This window comes from Streptomyces sp. NPDC014676, from assembly GCF_043084105.1.
GTDB lineage: Bacteria > Actinomycetota > Actinomycetes > Streptomycetales > Streptomycetaceae > Streptomyces.
This window is the reverse complement of record NZ_JBIBZI010000027.1, coordinates 16,550-40,994: the sequence shown is the minus strand read 5'-3', so window position 1 is coordinate 40,994 and position 24,445 is coordinate 16,550. Positions and strand designations below refer to the sequence as shown.

Below are 24,445 nucleotides of genomic sequence, written 5' to 3'. Positions count from 1 at the left end.
TTTCGTTCAATCCGGGGGGGTGTGGGTGTTGGTGGCCGGGGTGGTGCGGGTGACCCCGGCCGGGATCTGCGGTGGGCCCGCCGCCCCCGCGCCCCCACCACGGGACATCGGTGAGCAGATCAGCCGACCGCGAGGCCGAAGACGGGCACTGTCACGCTGCCCATTACCGCCGCAGCCAAAGGAGCACACGCGGGCGGAGGCCCATGCCGCTGCACAGTGCGCTGCGACACCCCCAACACCGTGGCCACCTGTCGGCTGAACCACGGTGCACTGTCGGCATAAACCGCAGGCGAGTCCCGGTACTTGAGGGAGTGGGCCGGGTCCGCAATGCGTGCTCAAGCCCCTGCTCGATCTGTCCCACATCCGCCTCTCCAAGCAGTCAACCGAAAGGGCCAGTACCTGCAGGTCATCGTTTCAGTTCGTCCACGTCGTCTGCCCATACCTGCCAGTTTCTGCTTCTCCGGGACAAGGCCGGCTGGCGCAGGTCGTGTCCCCGGTCGTGGTGTAGCCGATCACGGTCCATCACTTCCGCTTTGGAGCCGTCGGGTACGTGCCGCAGCCAGCCGTCGTGCGATCACCGCTGGTCCCGGCTCGGCGAGCCTCAACAGGGCCTCCAGAGAGGGCGACTCGAGCCGCGACCTGGAGTTTCCGTTAGCTTGATCGGCTACACCACTCGGCGGGACGCTATCGCGAGAGCCGGCCAGGACGCCGACAGGGTTCGTGTTCATCGCGTTGTGCCTCCTGACTGGGTCATCGCCGGTCCCGGCGACCAGAACCTCTGAGCACGACGTCGGGAGCGGTACCCCTGGTCCGCTGTCCACTTGGCGCGGCATCTGTCCGGATTGCGAAGGGAGGCCGGAAGCCAGCGCTCCGGACAGCGTTCCGCAGCTCGGTCTTCCCCTGTCCGGCGCCCGCACCTCAACCGTCCCGGCCGCCGGTGCCGTACGCCCCGCGCCGACGCCGAGGCCGGGAAGCACAGCCGCAGGACCGCCCGCAAGCAGCACGCGAGAAGCGCAGATCGGCCATGCGCCGCGTTTTCCGGATAGTGGGCAATGAAGGATAGCGTCCCGCCGAGTGGTGTAGCCGATCAAGCTAACGGAAACCCCAGGTCGCGGCTCGAGTCGCCCTCTCTGGAGGCCCTGTTGAGGCTCGCCGAGCCGGGACCAGCGGTGATCGCACGACGGCTGGCTGCGGCACGTACCCGACGGCTCCAAAGCGGAAGTGATGGACCGTGATCGGCTACACCACGACCGGGGACACGACCCAATGAAGTGACCCCGTAGCTTTACGTGGCCGATACAACGAGAAGAAAGGACACCGTCATGGCTGAGGTACGACCGCCCCCCAAGCGCCCGGAGGACGTCATGGGTGCTCTGGCGGACCGTTTCAACACGGGCGACATCGATGTGATGATGAGCATCTACGCCGAAGGCGCCGCATTCGTGACGAACTCCGGAGAGGCTCTTACCGATCCGGCTCTCATTCGTCGGGAGCTGGCCAATTTCATGTCGGTCGGTCTACCCATGACAACTGATGTCCGCCACATGATCGTCGCTGACGACATCGCCCTCTTCCTGGTCGACTGGGAGATCAAGGGGACCGGCCCCGACGGCGATGACGTGCATCTTCGTGGTTCTGCTTCGGACATCGCCCGGCGAGGCTCCGACGGTTTCTGGCGTTACATCATTGACAACCCGTACGGCACACGCTTCCGCGAGAAGATCTGATCCGGCCTCACGGTCCGGCAGTGGGCCGCCGACGGAGTCAGCGGCCCACTCTGTTTCAGGACGCCCGAGGCCGAGCGAAGAGATGCGACAGACCGGACCCCAGGTTGAGGCCGCAGAAGGGGGCCTTCGCCGACGGGAGGCGGGGTTCCCCGTTCAGCCGCAGAATTCTGGCCGCGGGACCGATGAGGCGGCCATCGCTACCGATATCGAGTGAAACCACGGGACCGTCCTGGATCCTCGGGAAGGGAACCGGCCGAAGGTCTTCGGCGAAGGTTCTCCACACCCCTTCGAAGTTGACCACCCACAAGGGGTCCTCGTGCGGCCTGAACACCAATGACCGCGTCCCCCAGTCGGTCAGGACGTTCTCCGTCAGGTGGGTGTAACCGCGTGAGACCGGCTCCTCCCAGACCCTGAGGTACGGGCGGATCTCCTCGGTGAACGAAGCGATCAGTCCGGAAGCGTCCCGCGCGTCCGCTGCGGCAGGATCCGGTTCCTGGTGGAGCACACGGGGACGCGCGTCGCCCGCCCCCTCCTCGACAGGCACACCGCCGGCCACGGCAGCGGCGGGTGCGGAGGCGATCTGTTCGGTGACGGAGGACAGCGCCCGCGTCTTCTGAGCGCCGGTCAGGACATCGCGGACCGCATCCGCGGACCGGCTGCCGCCGGTCATGGCGGCCGGCGGGGTAGCGGCCGGGCGCGCGGGAGCGTGAGGTGCCGTGTCCACCGGCGTCTCGGTGGTGCGCAGGAGGACGTCGGCGGCCACCCAGCGGCTGCCGTCGGGACCGTGGAGCTCCACCAGGGCCACGGCGCGGACCCGGTGGCCGACCAGCCCTTCCCCCTTGGCGTTGGCCATCGGCGTGCCGAACCTCAGCAGTTCGCGGCGCTGGCTGGAGGAGGAGGCGGTCTGCCCGAGCGTGGCGCGGTCGCCCGCGACCGGGACGGCCGGCCCGCCGCGGTCGGCGGAGCTGTAGGGGGAGGAGTGGCTGTAGCCGAGGCTCGGCGTGATGGTGTTGTCCGCCTGCGTCTGGAAGCCGTCCAGGGACAGCTCGATCCGGTCGATGGCGGTGTCCTTGCTGGTCACCTCCGAACGCGGCGAGTACAGAGTGATCCTCATCGAGACGCCGGTGCCGCCCGGGCGGCCGAGGAAGGGCGCGAGGGCCGCGGGTCCCAGCCGGGTGATCCGGTTGCTCTGCGCCAAGGTTGTCAGCCGGATGAACATGCTCTCGGCCGACATGGTGATTTCCGGTTCGGAGGTTCGCCGCAGAGTGTGGTCGACGGCCCGCAGCGCATCGGCCAGCTCGCGTACGCCGCCGAAGTCGTAGATCTCGATCGGCCGTACGGGAACCCAGGCCGGGCCGGAGAGCAGGGCGCGCAGATCCGCCGGGACCTCCATCGCCGCTGCCGGACCCCCGGGCACGGGCACCGGGCCCGGTACGGACGGATCGGCCGTGAAAACGGCCGGCTCGACGGACACGGCGCGCCGCTCACCCTCGTCCGGTGCCTCCGAGAGGTTGTACCGCAGCACGGTGGTGGCCGGTTCCACCTCCCGGCGGCCCGTCCAGGGCGCGGGCAGGACGTCGGTCCGCGTGCGGGGAAGGACGAACACGTCCTTCACGAGGTCCACACCGGTGCCGATCATGTCGAGGAGACGCCGGAAGACGAGTCCGGTCAGCGGACGCGAGGAGACCCGCACCTCGTACTCGTACGGCAGGGAGAACTCGGTGGTGCTGCCGAACGTGCGCTGCCAGGAACGCAGTTCACGGCTGGAGTTGTGGACGTCCGACCGGTTGCCCTGCCGAGCCAGGCTCAGTGCGGGCCTGGCGCGTTCTCCATCGCGCTCGCCGAGCGGTGAGAAGTCGACCTGCCCGCTGACGGTCCGGCTGCTGCTGACCCGGGTGGCCCCGGGCACCTCCAGCGCGGCGCCGTCGCCGTGCGAGTGGCCGAAGACGTTGTCCATGCCGGAGGTCGCCGTCACCCGCTTGCCGCGCCGGGCCGACAGGTCCTGGCCGGGCGCCGGCCGTGCGGCCAGCGCCACCTCGACCAGTCGGGGGCCGAGCCAGGAACGGTGGACGAAGTGGAAGGCGGTCCGGCCCTTCGGCCCGGCATGGACCAGGGCGCGCAGGCCGAGGGTGGTGGCGTGCTCATTGATCCGGGTCAGCACCCCGGGCACATAGGCGGCGTGACCCGGTGTCGTCACTCCGGGCGCCTCCTGCTGGACGAGGCGGTGGACGCGGCGTTGGAACGCGTCGCGGCCGCCACCGGTGTGGACCTCGGTGACCGTGCCCGCGCCGAGCGTGCCGCCGCTGTCGACATACCACGACGGCAGGCGGCGGTCCGACGGGGTGGCGGGCAGGGACGTCTGACCGGCCGCGGCGACCAGGACCGCCAGATCCGGGTGGTTCTGCAGGTCATTGTCGACCAGCAGGAACTCCACGCCTTCGGACAGCTCGACCACCCGGGTACGGTCCGGACCGCCCAGCCCCGGGGCTGCGGTGCCGCTCACCACGTTGCGTGCGCCGCCGCGGACTGTCACCACATAGTGGGCTTTCGCCGTGAAGCGGTAGGCGGGTGTGGTGTCCTCGGTGGTGACGCGGAAGACACCGGTGTTGTCGTTGACGGTGACGCTGTCCGTACGCGCGGCGCGTGCCTGGAAGCCGCCCTGGGGGGCGAAGTAACTGTCCTTGCCCCCGTAGCGGCCCGCCAAGGACAGGCCGCCCTGGTGACTGGACTGCTCGCTGTCGGTCGAGGCGGAGGCGTTGGTGGACTGCAGCCAGCGTTCCGCGTCCAGCTTCGGCGGCCGCGGCAGCACCCGCACGTCGGTGAGGTACCCCTTGACCTCGATGGTGAAGTCCGTGCCGGCCAGCACGCCCGGAGTGGCGGCACCCTCGACGACGTAGGAGTCGCGGAAGATCCTCAGCGCGTTGGCGGACAGATGGTGCGGGGAGAACGCCGTGTCGACGACCTCGTGCGCCAGTGACTCGCGGTCGGTGGCCGGCTCGCCCACCGCGGCGCGCCAGACCCAGCGCCCCGTCTCGGCCGTCCGTCCGGCCACCCAGTGCGCGCTGCCGGAGATGAGGCCGCCCACGGGCCGCACCAGCGACGAGAGCCATGAAGGGGCGGCCGCTCGCGGCACCGCATCGCCCGCTCCTTCCGCGGCGCCGGTGCCGGCAGGGGCCGCGGCACCCTCCGCGACGACCTGGGCCTCGAGGTCGTCCTCCTCGGCCCACCCGCCCGGGGTGGCCGGCATGACGTACCGCTCGGCCTGCTCCGTCGCCTCGCGCTCCAGTCCCTCGATCATGCCGAGGACCTCGCGGCGCAGCTCCGCGCTGCCGCCGACACGGTCGAGCCAGGCCGTCTCGGGCAACCGCAGAACGCCTTCCTGGAGGGTGCGTCCGGGATCCGGCAGCGAGAGCATCCGGTCGTCCCGGTGGCGGTGATCACGGATCTCCGCACGGCCGGGGCGGGGAGCGGTGAAGGGACGGTCGAGCGTGCGGTACGTGGGCAGGGCCAGACGTACGCTGCCGTCCGCGCTGTCCGGTTCGGGGGCCGGACCATGGCTGTCGGAGATCTCCAACCGGTAGGTGACCGGGACGGAGAAGACCTGGATGCCGTTCTCGGTGGGACTGAGCATGTAGTACTCGTGGCCGGTGCCCGCGCCGGCTCCCGTGGTCCTGGTGTGCTGTGACGTGTACGAGTACTGCGGCCTCAGCTGCTGCAGCGGCTGGTCACCGTCGACGGCGAACGGATTGCTGACCGCGCCGCTGCCGCCGACGTTCCAGGCGAAGGGCGTGCTCTGGAACTGCTCGTCCCCCGGGACCGTGGACCCGGTGTAGTTCAGCGTCTGGATCCTGGGAACGGTGCGCTGGTGCTCGACACCCGCGTTGGCGTCCCGGCCGGTGTAGCGGCGTTCGGCGACCAGGCGGACGGAGCTGCGCCGGGTCCCGAGTGCGCCGGGCAGCTCGAACCAGGTGGTCTCGCCGCCCTCGATCATCTCGTCCAGGGCGGAACGCAGGCCCAGCCGGGAACGCATCCGGTCCAGCTTGCGCAGGTTGTTCAGCCGCTGGGTGCGGGTGGCCTGTCCGGTCGCCCGGTCCCACGGCTGGGTCCCGGGCTGGTCGGAGGGCAGGAATCCCTGGTCGCGCAGCCACCGTTCGGCCCTCTCGAAGAGCGTCTCGGTACCGGAGACCTGAAGCGGGGTGGTGGATACGCCGAGTTGTTCGAGGTGAAGGACCTCCGGCGGCAGATGGCGCGTCTCGGACGGTATGTGGCCGAGGGCGTCGAGCGAGGGGACCAGCAGGTCCATCGGGTACTGCTTGCCGCCGGCCAGGGGTGATCCGGCGGCCGGGGGGAGTGGTGCCTGATCCGGACGGACGAGGGTCACGTGCAGCCGCATCCACGGCGTGACGTTGAGCAGGGGGGTCGCCGTCCGCAACGAGTGGGCGATACGGGCGCTTCCCCCGCTGTTCAGGAGGTGTGCGAACTGGCGCTGTGCGCCGAACTGGAACGTGAGCTGTCCGCCGATCGGTTCCACACCGGTGAGCGGGTCGGGAGCGCCGGCTGCGAAGCCGAAGGTGACCGACAGGTTGAGACCGGCTCCATTGCTGATCTGAGCGCTGCCCTGCATGCGCAGCGACCGCAGGACGTACGTCTCCAGCACCGAGCTCGCCGTGGTGGGCCCGGTGACGGTGTCTCCTCCGGTCAGCTCCGCGCTGACGCGCAGATAGCCGAGGGTCTCACCGGAAGCGGTGTAGAGGGTGGGGGTGGCGACCGAACCACCCCACATCTGCGGGAAGTTGCTGCGGTGGTTGCCCTCACCGAAGAACTCGGACAGCTCCTGGCGTGACCTGTCCGACAGCGAGCCGAACTGGTCGGCGAACGAACGCAGCACGTCGTCGAGGAGCATGTCGTGGTCCGCGAGGGCCTTCGGGCCGAACAGCGGTACCTCGTCGAGCAGTCGGTCGAGCGGTGCGGGCACGCTCTCCGGCCGCCCGGGGTCGACCTGGGGCAGCCCTTCGGAGGTGGCGAGGTAGGCGGGAAACCACACCAGCAGCTTGTCCGGTGCGGGGCTCGAGGCCGGTTTCCACCCCGGGGCGGGCAGCGCACCGAGCGGCGAGCCGGTCGGCACACCGTTGTCACGCAGTTCCCACGTCATCGCGTAATCGAACGGCCAGTGCCGCCCCTTGCTGCGGATGAGAACCATCGGCTGGACCGTCGTACCGACCGTCACCGAGGTCGTGAGCTGGTTGTACGTGAGGCTGGGCTGCGACGCGAGGGTGATACGGCGCAGCAGTCCCTTGTCCACGGTCCATGTGTGGGAGAAAGGATGACTGAGGCCGCGCAGATCACCACTGCCACCGGTGTCCCCGACCTCGTTGATGCCGAAGGCCCAGCGCTGGACGCTCACCGGCGGTCCGTCGGGCATGGAGTCGAGCTGCGGGGAGGAGGGGCCGAGGGCGGTGAGGGCGAGGCGGAGCGAGACGGGATACCGCTGCCCGCGGTAGGTGACGTTGAGGGGGAGGCCGGCCGTGCTGAACAGCCGGGCCCACTCGGCGGACAGCAGGCGCTGGGTCAGGACCCGGCGTACCGCGGCACGGAACGCACGGTCCGGGCCGCTGCCGCTCTCCACCAGATCGATGGCCTGCTCCTGCAGCCACTCGACGGTCGCCTGCGGCACGGGCGTGATGTGGGCGAGTTCCCGCGCACCGTCACGACGTGTGCCGAAGCCGAGTACGGGGGTACTGAGGGGACGGGCGGGCCCGCTGTCTCCGGAAGCGTTGTCCGCCCCTCGTTCCTCCTCGGCCACCGGAGCCGGCTCGCCTCGGGGAGGAGGTGCCTGCGACCCGCCGTACACCCCCGAAGGCGCGTCACCGAGCCGGACCGCAGTGTCCGTCGGCGTACGGCCGTCCTGTGCTGCGGGGGATCCGTTCGGCTGATTGGTACTGGTCTGCGGGTCCGCCGCCTGCGCGACAACGTCCGGCGGAACGTTGTGATCCGCTCTGTCCTCGGGCCGATGAGCCATCCCCACCCCTTACTGTGCCGGCTCGGGCCACCGTTCCCGGCCCGTCAGCTCTCCTGGCCGGCTGAACCGCCACGTCGCGGGACTCCGGCGAGCACGGACTCGGACGTGCCACTTGCTCCCTACCTCGAATACTCGCCGGGCAACCCTGTGGGGATCTTGTCCTCGGCTTCGTATCCCTCGCCTTGGACCGACGAGACGCCTCAGGTGCGAAGCGTAGTGGACGGAAGCTGACCGCAGTGGCGCCGGTAATCCCGGGCGAAACCGCCCAGATTGGTGAATCCCCATTGATAGGCGATCTGCGCCACGCTCACACCGCTCTGCGGGTCGGCCTGAGCCAGCATGTCGTGGGCGCGAGCCATGCGCACACGGCGAACGTATTCGGTGGGCGTCATGTCCATATGCTTGCGGAAGCCCTCTTGAAGGGCACGCGGGCTCAATGGGCTTCTTCGAGGTGGCCACCGATCGGGTGACGGTTCGTGAAGCGCAACGAGCGAGGCCCCCGGGCTGTTGATCGAGATGTCTGACGTCTCAATCACGTTGCTCGGGGGCCTCGTTGGTCATGCATCCTGCCGCACTCGACCTGCCGCATGCACTCGTGGAGTGGGTCACCATGCTGATTGTCACCCGTGAGGGCGACCGGCGCTGCAAGCTCCGTCCGTCCCAGCGTGCGATGGTGGCACTGATGTACCTGCGCGAGCACACCACGCTGGCGAAGATCGCCGCCGGGTTCGGGATCAGCGAGTCCACCGCCCACGCCTACACCAGCGCGGTTGTCGACCTGCTCGCCGCACGTGCACCGGGCCTGCTGAAGACGCTGCGCGAGCACGAACCCGACTTCGTCCTGCTCGACGGCACCCTCGCCGAGTGCGACCGGGTCGGCGACGGCCGGGCCGACTACTCCCATAAACACCGGCGCCACGGTGTGAACGTGCAGGTCGTCACCGATCCCGGCGGCCGGCTGCTGTGGCTTTCGCCCGCCCTGCCGGGCCGCACCCATGACCTGACTGTCGCCCGCACCCACCGGATCATCCGGATCTGCGAGCGCCAGGGCGTTCCCATCCTGGCCGATCTCGCCTACCAGGACGCGGGTCCGTGGCTGAGCACGGGCATCAAACGCAGGCCCCTGAAGGAGCTGACCCCCACCGAGAAGACCCGCAACCGTGCCCTGGCCGCAGCACGCGCACCCGTCGAACGCGGTGTCGCCCGCTTGAAGTCCTGGCGGATCTTCCGCAGGTCCCGATGCAGCCCCAACCGCATGACGTCAATCGCCGAGGCCGTCCTCACACTGGAGTTGCAACGCTGAAGAAGCTCAGTGTGATGGACCTGACCATCGAGCAGGCTGGCCGCAGCCTCACCGATCCCATGACCTACACCGATGATCCGGCGCTCCATCGGGCGTTGACCCTGCTGCGCCGCGAATCCCCGCTGCACCGGGTCGAGGAAGAGGGTTTCGAGCCGTTCTGGGCCGTGACACGGCATGCGGACGTGGTGCGGATCGAGCGGGAGAACACACGGTTCCTCAACGCCCCCACAGCACGCTCTCACGGCTGGACGAGGAGCGCTACACGGTGGAGAACGGCGGCAATTTCACCATGCTGGTGCACCTGGACGGCACCCGGCACCGACTCGTCCGCGCGATCGCGTCCGACTGGTTCAAGCCGAGCGTGCTGCGGCAGCTTCAGCCGCGGATCAGGAAGCTGGCCAAACAGTACGTGGACCGCATGGACGAGTCCGGCGGGTCCTGCGACTTCGTCACCGAGATATCGGTGCACTATCCGCTGTACGTCATCATGGCCCTGCTCGGCCTGCCCGAATCCGACTATCCCCTGATGCTCACCCTCACCCAGGAGATGTTCGGCAGGGGCGACGAGGACAAGGCGCGGGAACTCGGAGTGGCCGCTCTGGCGGCGCCCAAGCGGGACATGTTCGCGTACTTCGCCGAGGTGACGGCCGACCGGCGGGCCCACCCGGCCGGAGACCTCTCCTCGAGGATCGCCAACGCGCGCATCGACGGAGAGCACCTGTCGGACATGGACACCCTCTCCTACTGCGTCCTCATCGCCACGGCCGGACACGACACGACCAGTTCCACCCTGTCCGGCGGACTCCACGCGCTCATCGAGAACCCCGGAGAGCTGTCCCGCCTCAAGGAGAACCCCGGACTGCTGCCGCTCGCGGTGGACGAGGTGATCCGCTGGGTCACGCCCACCAAGTCCTTCATGCGGACGGCGGCCGAGGACTGCCGGCTGGGCGACACCGTCATCGGGCAGGGCGAGTCCCTGCTGCTGATGTATCCCTCGGCCAACCGGGACGAGGAAGTCTTCCAGGACCCGTTCCGCTTCGATGTGGGCCGTACCGGAAACAAGCACCTGGCCTTCGGCTACGGTGTGCACCGGTGCTTGGGCGCGAGCCTGGCCAAACTCGAGATATCCGCCTTTTTCGCCGAATTGCTGCCCCGGCTGCGAAGTGTGGAACTCGACGGAACTCCGTCACTGACGGCCACCACTTTCGTCGGCGGTCTGAAGAATCTTCCCATTCGTTTCGACATGGCGTACTGATCCCCGGTCCACCGGTCGGAAAGCCGGACCCCGACCCTCTCGGCACAATGTGCCCGATTTGGCATGGTGACCGCGTGAGTGTGACATCTCATGTGTTTCTCGCCCTCATATGAGCAACGGCTCCCGCACAAGTCGTCATTGACAGGGCTTCGGGTGTTGATTGAAGATCGCTCACGTCGTCGCGGTGCCGAAACGAATCACTGACGGTTCCCGGTCGTGTCACTGTTGGTCCGTCATGTGCCTCTGGAGGAGTCTGGTCGACGAGCAGTTCCTCCTCTCCTTCCCCCTTCCCCTCAGACCGAACGGGGCGGCCGAGTCGTAAGGACGCGGCAGCGGAGCCGTCTCCCCGGTGTCCCCACAACGTGTGAAAAACAGGGCATCCCCGTTAAGAGTGGATGCCTCGTCCGTGCCCGTTCGCACGCTTCACCGTCACCGTATTCGCGGTCACCGTTGTGCTTCCCGAGTCGTCAGGGCGGCGATCGCCTCCCCGGAACAACCCCGACACCCCCCACCCTGCGGTGCCCCCGTGCGCCCCCGGGCCTCATGCCCGTGTCCCGTCGCGCAGGACAGGAAAGGTCAGGTACCCCCATGCGGAACGCCCGCCGCACCGCCTCCGTCCCCCCGTCCCCGCTGCCCGCCGAAGGATCCGCCGCCGGTCCGGCGGTCCGGATCCATCCGGCCTCCTTCGCCCAGCAGCGGCTGTGGTTCCTGGCGCAACTGCCCGGCGCGGCGTCCGCGTACAACGAGACCGTCTGTCACTCGCTGCGCGGTCCGCTGCGCCGTGACATCCTCCAGCGGGCACTGGACGAGCTGAGCGACCGTCACGAGGCGTTGCGCACACGGCTGGTGGAGGACGCCGGGGCCGTGCTCCAGTACGTCGACCCGCCCGGCGCGGGCTACGCGCTGACGGTCGAGGACCTCACGGGGGCGGACGATCCCGCCGCACGCCTGGCCGCGGTCCAGGCCGACGAGGCCGGCACACCGTTCGATCTGACGGCCGGCCCGCTGGCCCGCGGCCGGCTCGTCGTGCTCGGCCCCGACCACCACGCACTGCTGCTGACGTTCCACCACAGCGTCTACGACGGCCAGTCGATGAACGTCATGATGCGGGAACTCGGCTCGGTGTACGAGGCACTGCTCCGGGGGACCGAAAGCCCGCTGCCTCCCCTGGAGACGCAGTACACCGACCACGCGCGGACCCGGCGCGAGGCCGTGCTCGGCGGTGCCCTCGCCGGACAGGAGGAGTACTGGCGGCGCGCCCTGGACGGCGCGCCCCCCTTGCTGGACCTTCCCGCGGACCGGCCCCGCCCGCCGGAGCAGGACTTCACGGGGGGACGGGTCGGCTTCGACCTCGACGCCGGGACCACGGCGGCCCTGCGGGCACTGGCCCGGCGGCACGGCGGCACCCTCTACGTCGCCCTGCTCACCGGATGGGCGGTCCTCCTGTCGCGGCTGACGGGAAGCTCCGACCTCGTCATCGGCAGCCCGGTCGCCAACCGGCGCGGCCCGGGAGCCGCACAGCTCATCGGCTTCCTCGTCAACTCCCTCGCCCTGCGGATCGACCTCTCCGGCTCACCCACCGCCGAGGAGGCCCTCACCCGGACGCGAGCCGTCGTCCGTGACGGCCTCGCCCACCAGGACCTGCCCTTCGAACGGGTCGTCGAACTGGTCAACCCGCCGCGCAGCGCGTCCCATTCACCCCTCTTCCAGACCATGCTGGCCTGGCAGCCCGACCGCGGCGGCCTGCTCCACCTGCCCGGTGTCCGGGCCGCACCGCTGCCGATCGACCACGCCCCGGCCAAGTTCGACCTCGTGCTGTCGGCCACCGAGACGGACGGGCGGATCGTCGGGCACCTCGACTACGCGACGGCGCTGTTCGACCGGGCCACCGTCCTGCGATGGGCGGACCACCTCAGACGGCTGCTCGGCGACATGGCACGCCACCCCGGCCGCGAGATCGCCGCACTGGAACTGATGGGGGAGCGGGAGCGCCGCCGCCTCGTCGCCGACTGGGACACCGTGGCGCGCGACGAGGACGGCCCGCACCGCGCGGAGGGCGGGAACACCACACCGGCCGGACGGGACACGGAGCCGCAGGACGCAGCCGGCCCCCCGGCGGTGCCCTTCGGCTCCGCCTCCGGGCTCGTCGAACTCTTCGAGGCCCAGGTACGCGCCCGCCCCGGACAGCGGGCGGTCCGCTGCCGCGACCGGTCCCTGGACTACGCCGCACTGGAACGTCGGGCCAACCGCCTCGCACACGCCCTCGTCGCCCGGTCCGTCCGCCCGGGGGACGTCGTCGGACTGCACGCGACCCGCGGCTGCGACCTGGTGGTGGGCGTCCTCGGCATCCTCAAGGCGGGCGCGGCCTACCTCCCCCTCGACCCCGGCCAGCCCCGGGAACGCCTGACCGGCATGGCCGAGGACGCCGCCTGCCCGCTGGTGCTCAGTGACCACGACGCCGCCCACCGGCCGGCCGGATGGCTGCACCTGGCAGCGGTCGAGGCGGAGGGCACCGACGGCGGGCGGCCCCCCGCCGTCGCCCACGCACCGGACCGGCTCGCGTACGTGATCTTCACCTCCGGGTCCACGGGCCGGCCCAAGGGCGTCGCCGTCGAACACCGCAGCGTGCTCAACCTGTTCGCCGCCTGGCAGACCCGTATGGGGGCACCCGCCGGTGAGGCCGGCTCCGCCTGGTCCGGCATCGGCTTCGACGCGTCGGTCCACGAACTGCTGCTGCCGCTGACCACCGGGGGCGTCCTGCACATCGTTCCCGAGGAACTGCGCGGCGACCCCGGGGCACTCCTGGACTGGATGCGCGAGCACGGCATCGAGCAGGCCTTCCTGCCCCCGGCCTACGTCAAGTGGATCGACGAGGACCCCGCCCGGCGACTGCGGGGACTGCGGCTGCGCCGCCTCCTGACCGGAGTCGAGTCGCTGACCGAGGCCGCGCTGCACCGCATGACGCGGCACCTGCCGGGCCTGCGGATCTGCTTCGGCTACGGACCCACCGAGGCCACCCTCTACAGCACCGCGTACTACGACCCCCGGCCCCTGGAACGGCAGTGCCCGATCGGGCGCCCGCTGCCCGGCACCCGCCTGTACATCCTGGACTCCCGGATGCGGCCGGTCCCGCCCGGCGTGGTGGGCGAGGTGTACCTCGGCGGCGCCGGCCTGGCCCGCGGCTACCTCAACCGCCCCGACCTGACCGAGGAACGCTTCCTGCCCGACCCGTTCGTGCCCGGAGAGCGCGTCTACCGCACCGGGGACCTCGCCCGACGCCTGCCGGACGGCCACGCGCACTACGTCGGACGCGCCGACGACCAGGTCAAACTGCGGGGCTTCAGGATCGAGCCCGCCGAGATCGAGGCGGCGCTCACCGCACTGCCCGGCGTCCGCGAGGCGGTGGTGCTGGCCGACCGCGACGCCACCGGCCGGACCCGGCTGGTCGCCGGGATCGGGCGGGGCACCGCCCCGCCCCGCGGTACCCACGAGTGGCGCACCGCCCTGGCGCGCCGGCTGCCCGACTACATGATCCCGGCGGTCTTCGCCGACCTGCCCGGGCTCCCCCTCAACCGCAGCGGCAAACTGGACCGTGCCGAACTGCTGCGCCTCGCCCGGGAACAAGGGGCGGACCAGGTCAACACGGCGAACCCGCGTGACCACGTCGAGCACGCCCTGTACCGCATATGGCGGGACGTCCTGGCGCACCCCGGCATGGGCATCACCGACAACTTCTTCGACGTGGGAGGAACCTCCCTGTCCGCGATCAAGGTGGCCCACGCCGTCGCCGAGACCTTCGGCCGGCGGATCCCCGTGGCCGAGATCATGCTGCGCCCCACCATCGAGTCCCTCGGCGCACTGCTGCGCGGCGACGCCGCCCACCGCGCGCCGGGCAGCGTCATCGAGTTCCGCCCCGGCCGGGGCGCCCGGGTCGTCTGCGTGCACCCGGCGGGAGGCACCGCGTTCTGCTACCTCCCGCTGGCCACGCTCCTGCCCGACACGGTGGGCGTGTACGGGATCCAGTCCCCGGGCGTCAACCCCGGTGAGGACGTCCTGCCCACGGTGGAGGCCATGGCCGAGGAGTACCTGCGGCTCCTGGGGCCCCTGGACGGCGGCCCGGTGGTCCTGACCGGCCTGTCCTACGGCGGTCTCGTCGCCCACGAGATGGGGCGGCTGCTCGCGCGGACCGGACGCGCCGACGTCGGCGTCGTCCTCCTCGACACCCAGGCCACCGCGGACGAAGCCGCCCGCGCGGAGATCACCGCCGTGGACATGGCGGAGTTCCGCGACAAGCTCGTGAGGTTCAACGGGATGTACCCCGGCATCGACGACGCACAGGTGGAGCGGTACTTCCGCATCTACAACCACAACCGGCTGACCGCCCGCGACCACCTGCCCGCCGGCTCCCCGGCACGGACCGTCCTCGCCCAGGCCGTCCCCAAAGGCCACGACACCCCCGTCCACGCCGAGGTGCGCGACTTCTGGCACTCCCGGGCCCGGGGGGACTTCCGGGTGGAGACCGTGGACTGCGACCACTGGGAGATGCTGGAGAGCGCCGGCGCCGCCCGGATCGCCGGGATCATCGCCGCCGAACTCGCCCACCACGGCGCCCCCGCACCCGCGGCGTCCTCCCCGGCGAGGGCGGTGCGATGAACGACCGCACCCACGACACGACGCCCGGCTCGCTGGCCGACGCCGTCCTCGCCCAGGCCCGCCGCACCCCCGACGCACCCGCCGTCGAGGACGGCGCGGTCGTCCTCGACTACGCCGCACTCGACCGGGCCGCCGCCCGCGTGGCCGACCGGCTGCGCGCGGCGGGCGTGGGCCCCGGGCGGCCGGTCGCCGTCCGGCTGCCCCGCTCCTGGCGCCTGGTGTGCGTCATGCTCGGCATCCGCCGCGCCGGCGCGACCGTCGTGCCGCTGGACCGCCTCAGCCCGCCCGGACGGCAGCGGCACATCCTGGAGGACTCGGGAGCCGTCGCCGTCGTCCACGAGTCCACGGACCGGCAGGCCCTCCCCGGCCACCTGACCGCCCTCACCGCCGAACTGCTCCTCGGCCGGGACACGCCGCACACCCCCGAAGCCGCGCGGCGCACCACCGGACAACCGCACCCGGCCTCCCCGGGGCCCGGTTTCGTCTTCTACACCTCCGGCACCACCGGCCGCCCCAAGGGCGTCGAGGTCACCGACGACGGCGTACTGCGCCTGGCCGCACCCGGCTACATCGACCTGGGGCCGGGCCGCCGCTACGGCTGCCTGTCCAATCCCGCGTTCGACGCGCTCAGCTTCGAGATCTGGACGCCCCTGCTCACCGGCGGCACCTGTGTCGTCCTCGGCGACGAGGAGGCCGCCGCCCCCGACCTGCTCGCCGCCGCGCTGCGCGAGCGCCGCGTCGACACCCTGTTCATCACGGCCGCCCTGTTCAACGCCGTCGTGGACAAGGTCCCCGACTGCTTCTCCCACACCGGCCAGGTCCTCACCGGCGGCGAACAGCTCAACGCGCGCGTCGTCCGCCGCTGGTACAGGGACAACCCCGATTCCCGTACGGTCCTGTACAACGCCTACGGACCGACCGAGGCGGCCACGTTCGCCCTGAGCCACGCCGTGCCCCGGGACTTCGACGGCGACACGGTGCCCATCGGCACCCCCCTGCCCGGCACCGGCGTGCTGCTGCGCACCGAGGACGGCCGCACCGCGGAACCGGGAGAGGTCGCCGAACTGCTGCTGTCCGGACCGGCCCTGGCCCTGGGCTACCGCAACCTGCCCGAGGAGACCGCGCGGCGCTTCGTACGGCTGCCGCACGAGGACGGCGGCGAACGCCGCTGGTACCGCACCGGCGACCTGGTCCGGCAGGACGCCGACGGCCTGGTGACCTACGTCGGCCGCGCCGACCGGCAGGTCAAGGTGCGCGGCTTCCGCATCGAACCCGGAGAGGTCGAACGCCAGATCCTGGCACTCCCCGCCGTCCGCCAGGCATACGTGTGCACCCGCCGCGACGACGACGGCCGCAACGAGCTGCTCGCCTTCCTCACCCCCGGCGAGGACCTGTCCTACGACGCCTACGACCGGCACCTCGCCGCCTCCCTGCCGTCGTACATGCGGCCCCACCACACCCACCTGGTCGGCGAACTGCTCCTGAACGCCAACGGCAAGGTGGACCGCGACGCCCTCCTGGCCGCCGCCGGCACCCCCTGGCGCGGCGACCACCGCGACGACCCGCCCGCCGACGCCGGCCGGCGGCGCGTCCTGGACCTCGCGCAGGAGGTGCTCGCGGTCACCGGCCTCGGGCCCGGCGACCGCTGGATACCCAGCGGCGGCGACTCGCTGAAAGCCCTCCGCTTCCGGTTCGAGGCCCTGCGGCGGTTCGCCGTCGACCTCCCGCAGGAACTGGTCCTGCGCGCCGACTTCGCCACCCTCGCCGACGCCCTCCTCGCCCCGGACGCCGCCACCGGCGAGCACCCGCCCGTACCCGTCACCGGCGAGCGGGCCGCGCCCGCCACCGGCGAGCAGGAACGCCTGTGGCTGATGCACCGCCGGGACCCCGCGGACCGGTCCTACGACGTCCCGCTCGCCTTCCGGGTCGACGGCACCGTCGACCCCGGGGCCCTGCACGGCGCGCTGCGCCGGCTGGTGGAGCGGCACCCGGCACTGCGGACCCGCCTCGTGCCCGCACCACACGGCCTGACACAGGAGGTGGGCGCCCCCTACGACCCGTGGCAGCCGGTCGAGGCCCGCGACGGCGAGGACCCTCACACGACCGTCGAGCGCTTCTTCGCCCCCGCCTTCGACCTGGGCCGGGGCCGCCTGCTGCGGGCGGCCTGGCTGCCGTACGACGGCGGCGGACTCGTCCTGCTCCACCTGCACCACGTCGCCGTCGACGGCTGGTCGCTCGGCATCCTCTTCCGCGACCTCGCCGCCGACTACGCCGCCGCGGTGGACGGCCGTCCACCCTCCGCGCCCCCGCCACCGGCCGTCACCACCCTGGACCTCGCCCACTGGCAGCGGACCTGGCACGACAGCCCCGGCTACCGGCGCCGCCGGGCCCGCCTGCGCGCCCACTACGAGCGGACCGCTCCTCCCTCCTCCGCCCCGCAGGCGGCCGACGCGCCCGCACCGCGCACCGCCCGCCTGCTGCGCACCCCGGTCGACCCGGTCCGCCGCGGCGCGCTGGACCGGCTCACCGCGCGGCTCGGCCTGACCAGGTTCCAGGTGCTGCTGTCCGCGTTCGCCTGGAGCGTGTACGGCGTCACCGGCCAGACCCGCCCCCTCGTCGCCGCCCCGGTGGCGAACCGGTCCCGGCCCGAGTTCGACGACGTGGTCGGCATGTTCGCCAACACGGTGCTGCTGCCCCTGGCGACCGACCCGGGTGTCCCGCTGCGCTCCCTGCTTGAGCGGCACTCCGACACGGCCCGCGCCGTACTGGACGGGCAGGAGGTCGCCCTCGCCGACGTCCTCGCCGACCACGCCTTCCACGACGGCGGCCCCCTGTTCGACTTCCTGTTCGTCCTGGAGAACACCGAGTTCTCGGCGCTGCGGCTGCCCGGCTGCGCCGTCCGGCCGGAACACCTCCAACCGCTGGGCGCCAAGTGCGCGCTGACCCTGTCCGTGGTGGAGCACGAGGCCGGCCTCGACTGCCTGTGGGAGTACCGGGACGACTTCGGCGCCGACCGCGTCGAAGCCGCGGCCCGCCTCTTCCGCGACGCCCTGGACCGGCTCACCGACGAGACCGACGAGACCGACACCACCCTGCGCGACCTGGTCGCCCCCTACCGGCACGCCCTTCCCGACCCCGGCCGGGGAGCCGCGAGGACACCGGACTTCACCACCGTCGCCGAGGGCTTCGCCCGGCAGGCGCGACGCACCCCCCACGCCCCGGCCGTCACCGACGGGACGACGACGCTCACCTACGCCGAACTCGACGCGCGGGCCGCGGCCCTCGCCGCCGAACTGCGCCACCGCCTGCCCGCCGACCCCGCGGCGCCGGCCGCGGCCGCCCTGTACCTGGAACCCTCGGCCGGACACGTGGTGGCCCTCCTCGCCGCCGCCCGCCTCAACCTGACCGTCGTCCCCCTGGACCCGTCCTACCCGCCGTCCCTGCTCCGGCACGTCCTCGCGCAGGCCGATCCGGTGTGCGTCCTGGTCGACCCGGACCGGGCCGGGGCACTCGACACGCTCGCGCCGCCCGGCCTGCCGCGGCACCCCGTCACCCTCGCCGGCGCCCCTGCTTCCGGCCGGGCGCCCGCCACCGCGCCGCACCGGGCCCTGCGCCCGCTGTACACCCTGTTCACCTCCGGCTCCACCGGAACCCCCAAGGGCGTCCAGGTGTCCGACCGGACCCTGTGCAACCTGCTGACCTGGCAGCGCACGGACGGCGGCCTGGAACGTGCCGCCGTCACCCAGCAGTTCTCGATGCTGTCCTTCGACGTCTCCTTCCAGGAGATCTTCTCCACCCTCTGCTCCGGCGGCCTGCTGCGTCTGGTGCGGCCCGACTGGCGGCAGGACGTGCCCGCCCTGCTGGAGCAGCTGGAGAGCGGGGGAGCGGAGCGTATCTTCCTGCCGTACGTGGCCCTGCAGCTGCTCGCCGAACACGGCGCGCGCACCGGCCGCCACCCGTCCCGGCTGCGCGAAGTGATCACCGCGGGCGAACAGCTGGTGTGCACCGACGCCATTCGCCGCTGGTTCGCCGGACTGGACGGGGCCCGGCTGTTCAACCACTACGGCCCCACCGAGACCCACGTCGTCTCCGCCCTGTGCCTGGAGGGCGACCCCGCCGCCTGGCCGCTGCGCCCGGCCATCGGCCGGCCGGTCGCCGGCGCCGTGCTGCGGGTGGTCGACGACGGCGGGCTCCCCGTACCGCCGGGCGTGACAGGCAGGCTGCTGATCGGCGGCCCCATGGCGGCCCGCTGCTACCTGGGCGACACCGACCTCAACCGCACCCGCTTCACCGACGACCCGCACCTCGGGCTGCTCTACCGCAGCGGCGACCTCGCCCGCTTCGACGCGCAGGGGCTGCTGCACTACGCCGGCCGCGAGGACGGCCAGGTCAAGGTGAGCGGACACCGGCTCGAACTGGGCCAGGTCGAGGCCGCCCTGCTGCGCTACCCCGGTGTCACGAACGCGGTCGCCGCCGTGGCCGACGGCGGACTGGTGGCCTGCCTGCAGTACCGGGACGCCGACGACCCCGACCCCGACCCCGCGGACCTGGACCGGCATCTGTCCGGCCTGCTCCCCTCCTTCGTACGCGTGAGCCGGTTCCGCAGGCTGACCTCCCTGCCCCGCACCCCGAGCGGCAAACTGGACCGCCTGGCCGCACCCACCGCCGCCGGACACGACCTGCGGGCGCCGCTCGCCGCGGCCCCGACGGCCTCGGCGCTGGAGGGCCGCCTGGCCGCGCTGTTCGAGGAGGCGACCGGCAGGGCCGTCGCGGTGGACCGGCGGTACTTCGACGCCGGGGCCACCAGCCTGGACCTGATGCGGTTCCAGCTGCGCTGCGCCCAGGAGGGCGACCTGCCCTTCACCGTGCCCGACCTGTTCGAACAGGTCACGCTCCGGGCCCTGGCCCGCCTCGTGGAGGACCGGCGCGCACCCCGCGACCGGGCCGGGACCGACGGTCCCTCCCGCGCCGACCGCGCGTCCCGTGACCGGGCCGGGTCCGGCGGTTCGTCCCGTGACCGGGCCGGGACCGACGGCCCGTCCCGCGCCGCCGACCACGCGCCCCTCGACCGAGCCGCGTCCGCCGACGACGCCCCCGCGGACATGCCGCCCCCCGCCGCCGACGCACCCGGCGCCGCCGCGCACCCCCGCGCCCTCCCCGTCGCGGGACGGCCGTCCGTGTGGCCCCCCGACGAGCCGATCGCCGTCGTGGGCATGGCCGTCCGGCTCCCCGGAGCCGTCGACCTGGCCGCCTTCTGGGACCTGGTCACCTCCGGCGGACGGGGGATCGAGCACTTCGAGGCCACCGCCGGCCGCGTGGGAGCCCGCAGCCAACTCGACGGGCCGCTGGCCTTCGACCCGGCCCGCTTCACCATCAGTCCGCAGGAAGCCCGGCTGATGGACCCGCAACAGCGTCACCTGCTGATGGCGTGCGCGCAGGCGCTGGCGCACGCCGGTGTCGCCGCTCCCGACGCACGCCGTACGGGCCTGGTGGCCGCCTGCGGCGAGAACACGTACTTCCAGACCATGCTGCGTGAGGTCGACCCGGCGGCGCTGCCGGACTCCTTCCGGCTGGCCCTGCACCACGAGAAGGACTTCCTCGCCACCAAGGCCGCCTACCACCTCGGTCTGACCGGGCCCGCGTTCACCGTGCAGTCGGCGTGCTCCAGCTCCCTCGTCGGCGTGCACGTCGCCGCCGGGCTGCTGCGCCAGGGCGACGCGGACGTGATGCTCGCCGGCGGCGTCCTCGTCGACCCCCACCTCACCGACGGCTACGTCTACCGGCCGCAGCACATCTTCTCGCCGGACGGCCACTGCCGGCCCTTCAGCGCGGACGCGGCCGGCACCGTCGGCGCGAGCGGGGTGGGCGTCGTCGTCCTCAAACCGCTCACCGCGGCCCGCCGGGACGGCGACACCGTGTACGCGGTCGTCACCGGCTCCGGCGTCAACAACGACGGCTCCGCCAAGCTCGGTTACAGCGCCCCCTCGCCGGCCGGACAGCAGGCCGCGCTGCGCACCGCCCTGCTCCGCAGCGGCCGCGCCGCCGCGGAGGTCGGGTACGTGGAGGCGCACGGCACCGGTACCCGCCTCGGCGACCCGGTGGAGGCCGCCGCGCTGCGCCAGGCCTACGGCCTGCCCGGCGACGCGCGGCTCGCGCTGTCGTCCGTCAAGAGCCAGCTCGGGCACCTCGGCGCGGCCGCGGGCGTGGTGGGCCTGGTGCGGGCGGTGCTCGCCGTGCACCACGGGACCGTCCCGCCGACGGTGGACTTCGACCGCCTCAACCCGGAGATCGAGGACGGGCCGTTCCGGATACCGACCGCCGCCGAACCGTGGCCGGACGGCATCCCGCGCGTGGCCGCGGTGAGCAGTTTCGGCATCGGCGGCACCAACGCGCACCTGCTGCTGGAGAAGCCTCAGGACGCCCCGGACCGGGACCCGCACGAAGGGCCCGGCCCCGTGCCCTGCCTGGTGCTGTCCGGCAGCTCGCCGGCCGCCCTGCGCGCGGACGCCCGCCGCATCGCCGACCACCTCGACGCCCACCCGGAGGACTACCCCCAGGTCCTGCGGCACCTCCAGGCGGGCCGCCCGGCGCTCGCCCACCGGGCGGCGGCGGTCTGCCCCGACGCGGCGGACGCGGTGTCCTGGCTGCGCTCCCTCGACCCGGCGGCCGCGCCGGCACCGGCGCTCCCCCCGGAGCCGGGGACCGAGGTGCCGGCCCGGGGCCGCGACGCGCGGGAACTCGCCGAGGCGTGGACGGCGGGACACACCCTCGTCTGGCCGGCCGGTCCGGCGCAGCCGCCGTGGGACTTCCCGCCACCCGCGTTCGACCTGGCCGAGTACGACATCCCGCGCGCCGCGCCCCGGACCCCTCCCGCCGGGCCCACACCGGACGCCCCCGGCCAGGACGCCCCCGAGCGGCTTCCCGCCGACCGGTGGCTGCACCAGTTGCAGTGGGCGCGGCTGCGCAGGGCCCGTACCGGCACGGTCGGCACCGGGCGGACCGTCGTGGTGGTCGCCGCGCCGCAGACCGGCCCGGCCGCGTGGCGGGAACTGGAGCGGTCCGGCGCCCGAGTGGTGCGGGTACGGGCCGGGAAAACCCTCACGCGCCACGGCGACGACCGCTACGACGCCGACCCCGCCGACGCCGCTCACCTCGCCGCCGTCCTCGCCGACGTCACCGCGACGGCCGGGACGGACGGCGTCGACTGGCTGCACGCGCTTCCCCTGGCCATCGACGGCGAGGTCGGCGAACGCTCGCTCGGCATCGCACGCCGGGCCTGCCTCGACACGGTCGCCGCGCTGTGCCGGGCCCTGGCGGACGTCCCGGACGGACAGCGGCCGCGGGTGTGGCTGCTCTCCCAGCAGGCGCAGCCCGTCACCGGAGCCGTCCGGCGCCCGGAGGCCGGCCTGCTCGCCGCGGCGACCGAGATCCCCCGGCAGGAGCTGCGGCTGACCACCCGCTGGGCCGACCTGCCCGGCCCGGACCCGGCCGCCTGGGCACCGTACCTGCCCGGCCTGCTGTTCGACGGCACGCCCGCCCGGCAGGTCGTCGCCCTGCGCGACGGCTACTGGTGGTACCGCCAGGCCCAGCCCGTTCCCGCGCCGCCCGCCGCGGACCGCGGGCGGCGCCCGGAGGACAGCGGCACCCATCTGATCCTGGGCGGTACCGGAGGCATCGGCACCAGCATCGCCGCGCACCTGCTGCGCGAGCCCGGCAACCGGGTCGTCCTGCTGGCCCGCCGGGCCGTCCTGCCGACGGCGCTGGAACCGTTCGCCGCACGGGTGTCCCTGGTGGCGGCGGACCTCGCCGACGAGGACCTCGACCGCGTCGCGGACCGTCTCGCGCCCCACCTGGACGGGCTCGTCGGCGTGGTGCACGCGGCCGGTACGGCCACCGGGGCGCTGCTGACGCGACGGGATCCCGTCGCCGCCGGGCGGGCGACGGCGGCCAAGCTGCGCGGCGCCCTGCTGGTCGAGCGGCTGATCGCCTGCCACGAACCCGACCACGTCGTCCACTGCTCGTCCATGGCGGCCCTGCTCGGCGGTGTCGGCCAGTTCGACTACGCGGCGGCCAACGGCCTGCTCGACGCCTTCGCCCACTACCTGCCCGACGGCGACACCGGCCGTACCGTCCGCTGCGGCATCGGCTGGGACGCCTGGCGGGAGGTCGGCATGGCGCAGAGCGCGCTCGGCCGGGACGCCCGGCACCAGCGGCACCTGGCCGTCGCCCTCACCCCGCAGGACGGCGTGCGGGTGTTCGCCCAGGCGCTGGAGCTGCGGCTGCCCCACCTGATGGTGAACACCACGCCGCTGGAGCGGGCACGGCACTTCTACGAACCGGCGCGTGCCGTGCCCGGGGCGCCCGAGGGCCCCCCGCGCGGCGAGGACACCGTAACCCCGGCCGAGGACGGGATCCCGGCGCCGGCGGACCTCGCGGCCGAACTGACCGCCGCCGTGTGCGAACTGCTCGGCGTCACCGGCCTCGACCCCGAGGCGTCCCTGTACGACCTCGGCGCGGACTCGCTGGCCCTGCTGGAGCTCGTGGACGAGGTGAAGCGGCGCTGCGGCGCCGATCTCGACCTGTCCCGGCTCAGCCACCGCGTCAGCCTCACCGAGATCCTCGGCCACCTCCGGGCGTCCGTCCGCCGCTCCCCGGCCGGCGGTGCCGCGGTGCAGGCCGAGGTGTGGCAGCGCGGCACCGGCCGCGACGTGCTCTGCCTGATCCACCCCGTCGGCGGCGACATCCAGGCCTACCGGCCGCTGGTGTCGGCGCTGGACGAGCGGCTGACGGTGTGCCTGATCGCCGATCCGGCGCTGCGCGACCTCGACGAGCCCGCCCGGTCGATCACCGACCGCGCCGGACGCTATCTGGCGGCCGTCCGCGCCGCGTTCCCCGATCCGGGGCTGCGGCTGAGCCTGGGCGGCTGGTCGTTCGGGGCCTGGACGGCCCTGTCGATGGCGTCCGCCGCCGAACGGGACGGCCGTCCCGTGCACGGCCTCTACCTGCTCGACCCGCCGCCGCCGGCCGCCGCGGCACCGGCCGCCGTCCACGACGACCGCCAGGTGGACGCCGTCTTCGCACGCGAGCTGAGCGGCAACCGCGGCGGTGAACTGTCCGCGCGGGGACGGGACTACGCCGAGCGCCTCGCCCGGTGCTGCCGGGCCAACCTGGCCGCCATGGCCGGGCACCGGCTGCCCCGGCTGACCGGCACCCCGGCGACCGTCTGGCTCGCCGAGCGGCCCGTCCAGGACGTGGCGTCCCTCGCGCCCGCCCGGTCCGCGGCGGCCGACTGGGAAGCCCGTCTGCCCACGCCCGTCCGCGTCCTGCGCGTGGACGCGGACCACTACACGCTCGTCGCACCCCCGCACGTCCGGGCCGTCGCCGCCGTCATCGAGGAGGATCTCGCCCGCCGCGCCCCGGCCGGCCCCCGGCCCGACGGCACCCCCGGGCGCCGGACACCCCTCCCGCACCCCCACTGAGCCCGGCGC

At 72.9% G+C, this 24,445-nt stretch carries 7 protein-coding genes; 5 read left to right on the top strand and 2 right to left on the bottom strand.

What is annotated here, in order from left to right:
* Positions 1–1,322 precede the first annotated feature (1,322 nt).
* Positions 1,323–1,727 (top strand): YybH family protein, encoded by a 405-nt coding sequence (locus ACF1DX_RS37810; protein ID WP_391795678.1) that lies wholly within the window; start codon positions 1,323–1,325, stop codon positions 1,725–1,727.
* A 55-nt stretch (positions 1,728–1,782) separates the two neighbouring features.
* Here ACF1DX_RS37810 and ACF1DX_RS37805 read toward each other — a convergent pair whose 3' ends face one another.
* Together ACF1DX_RS37805 and ACF1DX_RS37800 are read right to left on the bottom strand one after the other, a co-directional pair.
* A complete protein-coding gene (locus tag ACF1DX_RS37805) occupies positions 1,783–7,401 on the bottom strand; it encodes a hypothetical protein (RefSeq protein WP_391795677.1) in 5,619 nt (1,872 codons plus the stop codon).
* Between the two features lie 545 nt (positions 7,402–7,946).
* Positions 7,947–8,282, bottom strand: coding sequence for a helix-turn-helix domain-containing protein (locus tag ACF1DX_RS37800; protein WP_391795676.1), 336 nt, complete (start codon positions 8,280–8,282; stop codon positions 7,947–7,949).
* A 17-nt stretch (positions 8,283–8,299) separates the two neighbouring features.
* Here ACF1DX_RS37800 and ACF1DX_RS37795 point away from each other — a divergent pair, with 17 nt between their 5' ends.
* The 4 genes from ACF1DX_RS37795 (at position 8,300) to ACF1DX_RS37780 (ending at position 24,436) form a co-directional block, all read left to right on the top strand.
* Complete coding sequence (locus tag ACF1DX_RS37795) at positions 8,300–9,049, top strand: transposase family protein (protein WP_391795675.1); 750 nt, start codon at positions 8,300–8,302, stop codon at positions 9,047–9,049.
* A gap of 265 nt (positions 9,050–9,314) precedes the next feature.
* Positions 9,315–10,304, top strand: a complete 990-nt coding sequence (locus ACF1DX_RS37790; RefSeq protein ID WP_391795674.1) for a cytochrome P450 — start codon at positions 9,315–9,317, stop codon at positions 10,302–10,304.
* 588 nt (positions 10,305–10,892) lie between these two features.
* A complete protein-coding gene (locus tag ACF1DX_RS37785; RefSeq protein ID WP_391795673.1) occupies positions 10,893–14,957 on the top strand; it encodes an amino acid adenylation domain-containing protein in 4,065 nt (1,354 codons plus the stop codon).
* Positions 14,954–24,436, top strand: a complete 9,483-nt coding sequence (locus ACF1DX_RS37780; RefSeq protein WP_391795672.1) for an amino acid adenylation domain-containing protein — start codon at positions 14,954–14,956, stop codon at positions 24,434–24,436. The genes ACF1DX_RS37785 and ACF1DX_RS37780 overlap by 4 nt, the downstream gene beginning before the upstream one ends.
* Positions 24,437–24,445: the final 9 nt, after the last annotated feature.